General features: G+C 60.3%; 5 protein-coding genes. 2 read left to right on the forward strand and 3 right to left on the reverse strand.

Annotated features, from left to right (window positions below):
* Window positions 1-29: 29 nt before the first annotated feature.
* From WCA53_RS34225 to WCA53_RS34235, 3 genes are all read right to left on the reverse strand, one after another.
* On the reverse strand, window positions 30-1,265 hold the full coding sequence (locus tag WCA53_RS34225) for an SfnB family sulfur acquisition oxidoreductase (protein ID WP_423922675.1): 1,236 nt from the start codon (window positions 1,263-1,265) through the stop codon (window positions 30-32).
* 143 nt (window positions 1,266-1,408) lie between these two features.
* Window positions 1,409-2,437 (reverse strand): ABC transporter permease, encoded by a 1,029-nt coding sequence (locus WCA53_RS34230; protein WP_423922690.1) that lies wholly within the window; start codon window positions 2,435-2,437, stop codon window positions 1,409-1,411.
* A gap of 20 nt (window positions 2,438-2,457) precedes the next feature.
* Window positions 2,458-3,945: a sugar ABC transporter ATP-binding protein gene (locus WCA53_RS34235; RefSeq protein WP_423922680.1), complete on the reverse strand. Its 1,488-nt coding sequence runs from the start codon at window positions 3,943-3,945 to the stop codon at window positions 2,458-2,460.
* 328 nt (window positions 3,946-4,273) lie between these two features.
* Here WCA53_RS34235 and WCA53_RS34240 point away from each other — a divergent pair, with 328 nt between their 5' ends.
* Together WCA53_RS34240 and WCA53_RS34245 are read left to right on the forward strand one after the other, a co-directional pair.
* On the forward strand, window positions 4,274-5,704 hold the full coding sequence (locus WCA53_RS34240; protein ID WP_423922684.1) for an LLM class flavin-dependent oxidoreductase: 1,431 nt from the start codon (window positions 4,274-4,276) through the stop codon (window positions 5,702-5,704).
* Window positions 5,701-6,193 (forward strand): acyl-CoA dehydrogenase family protein (locus WCA53_RS34245; RefSeq protein ID WP_423922687.1); only part of this gene is annotated, 493 nt, incomplete at its 3' end. The genes WCA53_RS34240 and WCA53_RS34245, both read left to right, overlap by 4 nt.

Here is a 6,193-nt window from a genome sequence, read left to right on the forward strand (position 1 = left end):
TTGCCTGGCTGATTCCCGGACCGGGTCGATTAATTCCAGGGGTGACGTGTCGGCTTGATGCCGTTGAGATAGTAGTTTCCGATCAGGTGATACTTCCATCGCACGGGGTCGTGCAGCGTGTGCGTGCGGGCATTTCGCCAGTGCCGATCGAGGTTGTGCGCGGCGAGCGTCGATTGCGTCCCGGCCAGTTCGAATAACTTCTCGCCGGCTAATAGCGAGACTTCAGTTGTCAGCACCTTGGCCTCTCCGACCGCAACAGAGGCACGGGCGATATCGTCCTCGGTAGGCGAGGTTGCTTTCGCGGCGATTTCATCGATCGTGAGCGCAGCGCGTTCGAGCAGCGCTTCTGCTGCATGCAACTGGATGTGCAGGTGTCCCACTTCCCGCACGACGAGCGGGTCGTCGCTGGCCCGTTCAACGCCACTGTCGATCCACGGACGCGATCGCTCACGCACGAAGGCAAGCGTATCCGCTATCGCAGCCCGCGCGATGCCTGCGTCGATGGCGGCCTGGATGATCTGTGAGATCGGGCCGTTGAGCGTCGGCACGTCGGACACTTTGTGTGCAGGAAATACGTGCGATGCGGGTACCGACACCTGATCGACAATCACCGTGCCGCTCGCGGTCGTCCGTTGCCCGAACCCCGACCAGTCGTCGACCACCTGCAACCCCGCGGTGCCGGCGGGAATGTAGGCAAGCCAGCTCCGGCGATCCTCGTCGAGGCCCAGTACCGGCACGTAGTCCGCGAACAGCGCGCCTGTCGAATAGAACTTGGTGCCGTGAACGACGAAGGCATCGCCGCTGGCCGTGACGCGCGTCTTGAGATCCAGCACGTTTTTCGTGCCCTTCTCCGAGAAGCCATTGCCAAAACGCTTGCCTCGCAGGATCTCGCCGAAGAAAAACTGTTTCTGCTCCTCGTCTCCGGTTAGCGCGATCACATCGACGAGGCCCAGATGGTTCTGCGGCAACTGTCCCAACGAGGGATCGGCAGTGGCGATGATCTTGATCACTTCCGTCAGCGTCCGATACGACACTCCAGCGCCACCATACTGTCTTGGCACCGTGATGGCCCACAAGCCCGCTTGCGAAAACCACTCGATCTCTTCATAAGGCAAACGACGCTCGCGATCGCGGTCGCTCGCCTGTAGAGCGAGGCGTGCTGCAATCTCATGCGCGACCGAGATTGCTTCTGCGTCGTCTCTGATAACGTGGGCGTGCGGCTTTTTAGCCACATCCGGTGCTGAAATGTCTTGGGTCGTTGCCATGCGTGCGCCTTGTATAGTTACCGGATAATTACGTTTAGGATTCTTTAGCAATCTAGCAGCGCGTCGAGCTGACTCAAACCGAACGATCCTGCTAAGGACATGATCAATTGCCAGCTATCTATATAGGCCGGACCCGCAGTCCCTTATCGGCGAGACTCCCGGCCAATGCTGAACGTGAATGCCAGTGCGCCTACCAGTAGCGCGCCCTTGATGAAATCCTGCATGTAATACGGCGCATTGAGCATGGTCAGGCCGTTCAGCAACACGCCGACAAAGATCGCGCCCACCACTGCTCCGAGCACGTTGGGACGCTTCGCGCCCCATACCGCGTAGCCGATCAGCGCGGCGGCGACGGCATCGAGCAAAAGCGAATTGCCCGCACCGACATCTCCTCGCCCGACCCGCGCCGCGATCAATGCGCCGCCGAGCGAAGCAATAACGCCAGACGCTACGTAGGCCAGGACGCGATAGCGAGACGTAAGCGCGCCTGCGAGCCGGGCAGCCGTTTCGTTGCCGCCCGTGGCGTAGATGACGCGGCCCCACCGAGTGAACTCCATGATCAACACCGCAACGAGGGTAACCGCGGCAAGCACGACGACCGGTATGGGCACGACTTCAAAAAGGCGGGCGCGGCCGACCGCGAGAAATGCCGCCGGAAATGAGCCTGTCGTTTCCGTGCCGTCGGGCAATATCGTGCCTGTCGCGAGCGAACGGCCTCCTGTCGGAATCAACTGCAATCCTGCGAGCAGGAACAATGTTCCCAGCGTGGCTAGCTGATCGGGCACGCGCAGGCGGGTGATCAGCAGTCCGTTGAACAGGCCCGCGGCGACGCCCAGCAAAAGACAAGCCGCGATGGCCTCGAGTGCACCGCCATGCCAGACCACGAGCACGTAGCTCGCCGCCATTTGCGCCGTGGCAGCCGTGCTGCCAATCGACAAGTCGAAGCCGCCAACAGCGAGCGTAATGGTCACGCCCACGGCGAGAAGCGCGACGATTGACGCCGCCTGCAGGATGCTGAACAGGTTGTCCACGCTCGCGAACGCCGGTTCGCGCCAGGTGAACACGACGATCAAGGCAATCAGCAATAGCACAATGCCCGTGCGCTCAAGTTGCGTGCGGATGCTCACGCGAGTGCGCGGCGATCGAGCCGGCAACGCGGAGTCGGATGGCATGGGGAATTTTAGGCTGAATTTCATGCGTCGAGAGCCTCGGTAACTTGATCGGTAACGTCTTCAATGGTGGAGCGATCGAAGCGCAGGACCCGGTCGGCGACTTCGAACGCCTCCTCAAGCGAGCTGACGAAGATCAGCGTGACGCGTCCGGGTGCGCTCGCGCGCAAGGTGTCGGCAATGTCAGCGCGGGCGCCGGCATCGACGCCCTGGAACGGCTCGTCGAGCAAGAGGACGCGTGCCGGTTCTGCGTGCCATCGTGCTAGTACGACCTTCTGCTGGTTGCCGCCAGAGAGGCTCGTCACGCGGTCTTCCGGGCCGTTGCACCGGATCGAGAAGTGCTTGATGGCCAATGCTGCTTCGCGGCGTTCCCGCGCCCGGTCAATCCACCCTCCCCTGAACCAGCGCGACAGGAAGGGAAAGCTCAACGTACCGTCTATCGACGCAAACGGGACGCTGTCCGGAAACAGGGACGTGCCCCAGCGATCTTCGCCCGCGAGAAATACACCATGACGTATCGCTTCGGATGCCGAACGTGGTTGCCAGCGGTGGCCGTCGAGTGTCATCTCGCCGGACACCACGGGTTCGATACCGAAGATCGTTCTCGCCAGTCGCGACTTGCCGCCTCCGACCGGCCCCGCGATCGCGACTATTTCTCCTCGTGCGGCGTCGAACGCGATTGGCGGGCTTTGAGGAAACAGCCTCAGATTTTTGACGCTGAAGCCTTCATGTGTCGGCGATCGGATGCTTCGACGCTGCTGCGCTTTCGGCACCGCACGGCCGATCATGGTTTCGATGGCGGCGTCGAAATTCAGCGGTGGAGTCAGGTCGGCGACCATTCTGCCATCGCGCACGATCACCACCCGGTCAGCCATCCGCTTCAGGTCGCCCAGCCGATGCGAGACCAGGAGCATCGCGACGCCTTGCTCACGCAGGACGTCAAGCGCCGCGAAAAGCCGCTCCGCTTCGGCAGCGGAAAGGCTTGCAGTCGGTTCGTCGAGGATCAGCACAGATGGTTTCGCGGCAAGCACACGAGCGAGAGTGACGAGTTGCCTTGCGGCAATGGACAACGACGACAACGGCGCGAGCAGGTCGGTGTCAAGGCCAATCGACGCGGCTATCCCGCGCGCCTCCTTCAACCGCGCAGCGGGTGTCGCGAACCATGAAGCGCTGGAGTCGTTAAAACGATCAAGCAACAGGTTGTCGGCGACAGACAGCGCCGGCACGACCGTGTCGGCAATCGCCTGATGCATGGTCGCCACGCCCTCTGCTTTCGCCTCTTGCGGGGAAGCCGGCGCATAACGTTTTCCGTGCAGAGTGGTCGAGCCAGAATCGCCGGGATAAACGCCGCTCAGGATCTTCACGATGGTCGACTTGCCCGCGCCGTTCGCGCCCATCAACGCGACCACTTCACCCGCTGCTATGGAAAGGTCGAAACGATCGAGCGCAATGGTTGGGCCGAAGTGCTTCGACAACGAGCGCGCCTCGAGCACTGGCGTGCGCAGGCTCATGACAACACCACTTCGATTTGAACGCGTGCAGCAAGGCTGTTTCTACTGTTCGCGTGGTTCACTGTGAAGCTCCCTTGAATTCATGCACCTGGATCAGACGGGATTTATACGGGCTGGAACCTCCCTACGCAAAGAAGTAGTTTTGCTTTGGTTATGACCGTTCTATAACCGTGCGATTCAGTCAGAACCCGACGGTTTGCACCGGCTTCGCTTTGTCTGTCATCGCGTACGGATGCAGCCGTCGATACATAAGCAAAGATGAAATCGATAGAGCGAACTCCCGCCGCAGCGCATACATTGGTGCGCTCTCAAACGGATGTTCGCCACCATGAGCAAAGCCATACATTTCAACGCGTTCGAGATGAACTGCGTCGGTCATCAGTCGCCGGGACTTTGGAGCCATCCGCTAGACCGGTCGTACCAATACAAGGAGCTCGAATACTGGACTGACCTCGCGAAAATCCTCGAGCGCGGTTTCTTCGACGGCATCTTTATCGCCGACGTAATCGGCTATTACGACGTCTACAAGGGCAGCAACTATCACGCGATTCATCAGGCCGCTCAGTTCCCGGTCAACGACCCTCTTCAGCTCGCCGCGCCCATCGCGATGGTGACCGAACATCTGGGCATCGGCATTACGGCGTCGACCACCTTCGAGCATCCTTATACGTTCGCGCGGCGGCTATCGACTGCCGATCATCATACGAAAGGACGCGTGGGCTGGAACATCGTCACCTCTTATCTCGAGAGCGGCGCAAAGAATATTAGTGAAGGCGGCCTGCGAAAACACGCCAACCGGTACGAAGTTGCAGCGGAATACGTAGAGGTTCTCTACAAGCTTTTCGAAGGCAGTTGGGAAGAAGACGCCGTCGTGAGGGACCGGACCAACCGGGTCTTTACCCACCCGGAAAAGGTCCATGAGATCGGACATCGAGGCACTTATTTCGATGTCCCCGGCTACCATCTATGCGAGCCTTCACCCCAACGCACACCGGTGCTGTATCAGGCTGGCGCGTCGGGGTCCGGCAAGGCATTCGCCGCACAACACGCGGAGTGCGTGTTCGTTGCCGCGCCGACGCGAGAGGTGTTGAAAGACTACGTTGCCGATGTGCGGCGCCAAGCCACGTTGGCGGGCCGTGACGCCGCGAGCCTGCTCATATACAACCTGGTGACCGTGATCGTGGATGAGACGGATGCGAAGGCGCAGGCGAAGTTTCAAGAGTATCGGCGCTATACCTCTTACGACGGCTCGCTCGTCTTCATGTCGGGTTGGACGGGCGTGGATTTTGGACAGTACGCGCCGACCGACCTCGTGAAAAAAGTGGAGACCAATGCAATCGTATCGGCTATAGAACATCTGGCTGGCGGTGCGAAATCGTGGACCATTGACGAGCTTGCGGCGTGGGGCGGTATCGGCGGGATGGGGCCGGTTTTCGTCGGGTCCGCAACAACGGTCGCCGATATCCTGCAAACATGGGTAGAAGAAACCGGCGTCGACGGCTTCAATCTCGCCTATGCCGTCGCGCACGTGACATTCGAGGACGTCGTCAATTATCTCGTCCCTGAATTACAGCGGCGCGGGGTTTACCGGACGGCTTATACCGCCGGAACGCTGCGCGAGAAACTGTTTGGAAAAGGCCCCCTCTTGCCTGACTCGCATCCCGCAGCGCAATACCGGGATATTGAAGCGTTCAAGCGGAAAGAGGCAATCGAACGCAGCGAAGCGGCTAAGGTGCCGGACAAGGAAAACGCGATATGACTCAAATGCCGCCTGTGGCGTTATCGATTGGAGCGGACTACGAACAGCTTGCGAGCCGATTCAGGCCGCTCTTTGAGCGCATTGGCGCGGGTGCGATCGAGCGCGACCGGCTAAGGAAATTGCCACGCGACGAGATCCGCGAACTCGCAGAAGCGGGCTTTGGCGCGCTGCGCATGCCGGTTTCGCAAGGCGGAGCCGGCGTTAGCGTCAAGCAGTTATTCCGCTTGCTGATAGAGCTGGCCACCGCCGATTCGAACCTCCCCCAAGCGCTACGAGGCCACTTCGCTTATGTCGAGGATGTGATCAACGCGCCCGCTAGTGAGGAGCGCGACGAATGGCTTTCGCGCTTCGTCGACGGTGAAATCTTCGGCAATGCGTGGACCGAGGCGGGCAATGTCGCGCTCGGTTCGCTCAATACCCGAGTCACGCAAAGCGGCGACCGTTGGTTACTGAATGGCGAAAAGTACTACAGCACCGGCAGTATTTTTG

The sequence above is a fragment of the Caballeronia sp. genome (genome assembly GCF_049581465.1).
Classification (GTDB): domain Bacteria; phylum Pseudomonadota; class Gammaproteobacteria; order Burkholderiales; family Burkholderiaceae; genus Caballeronia.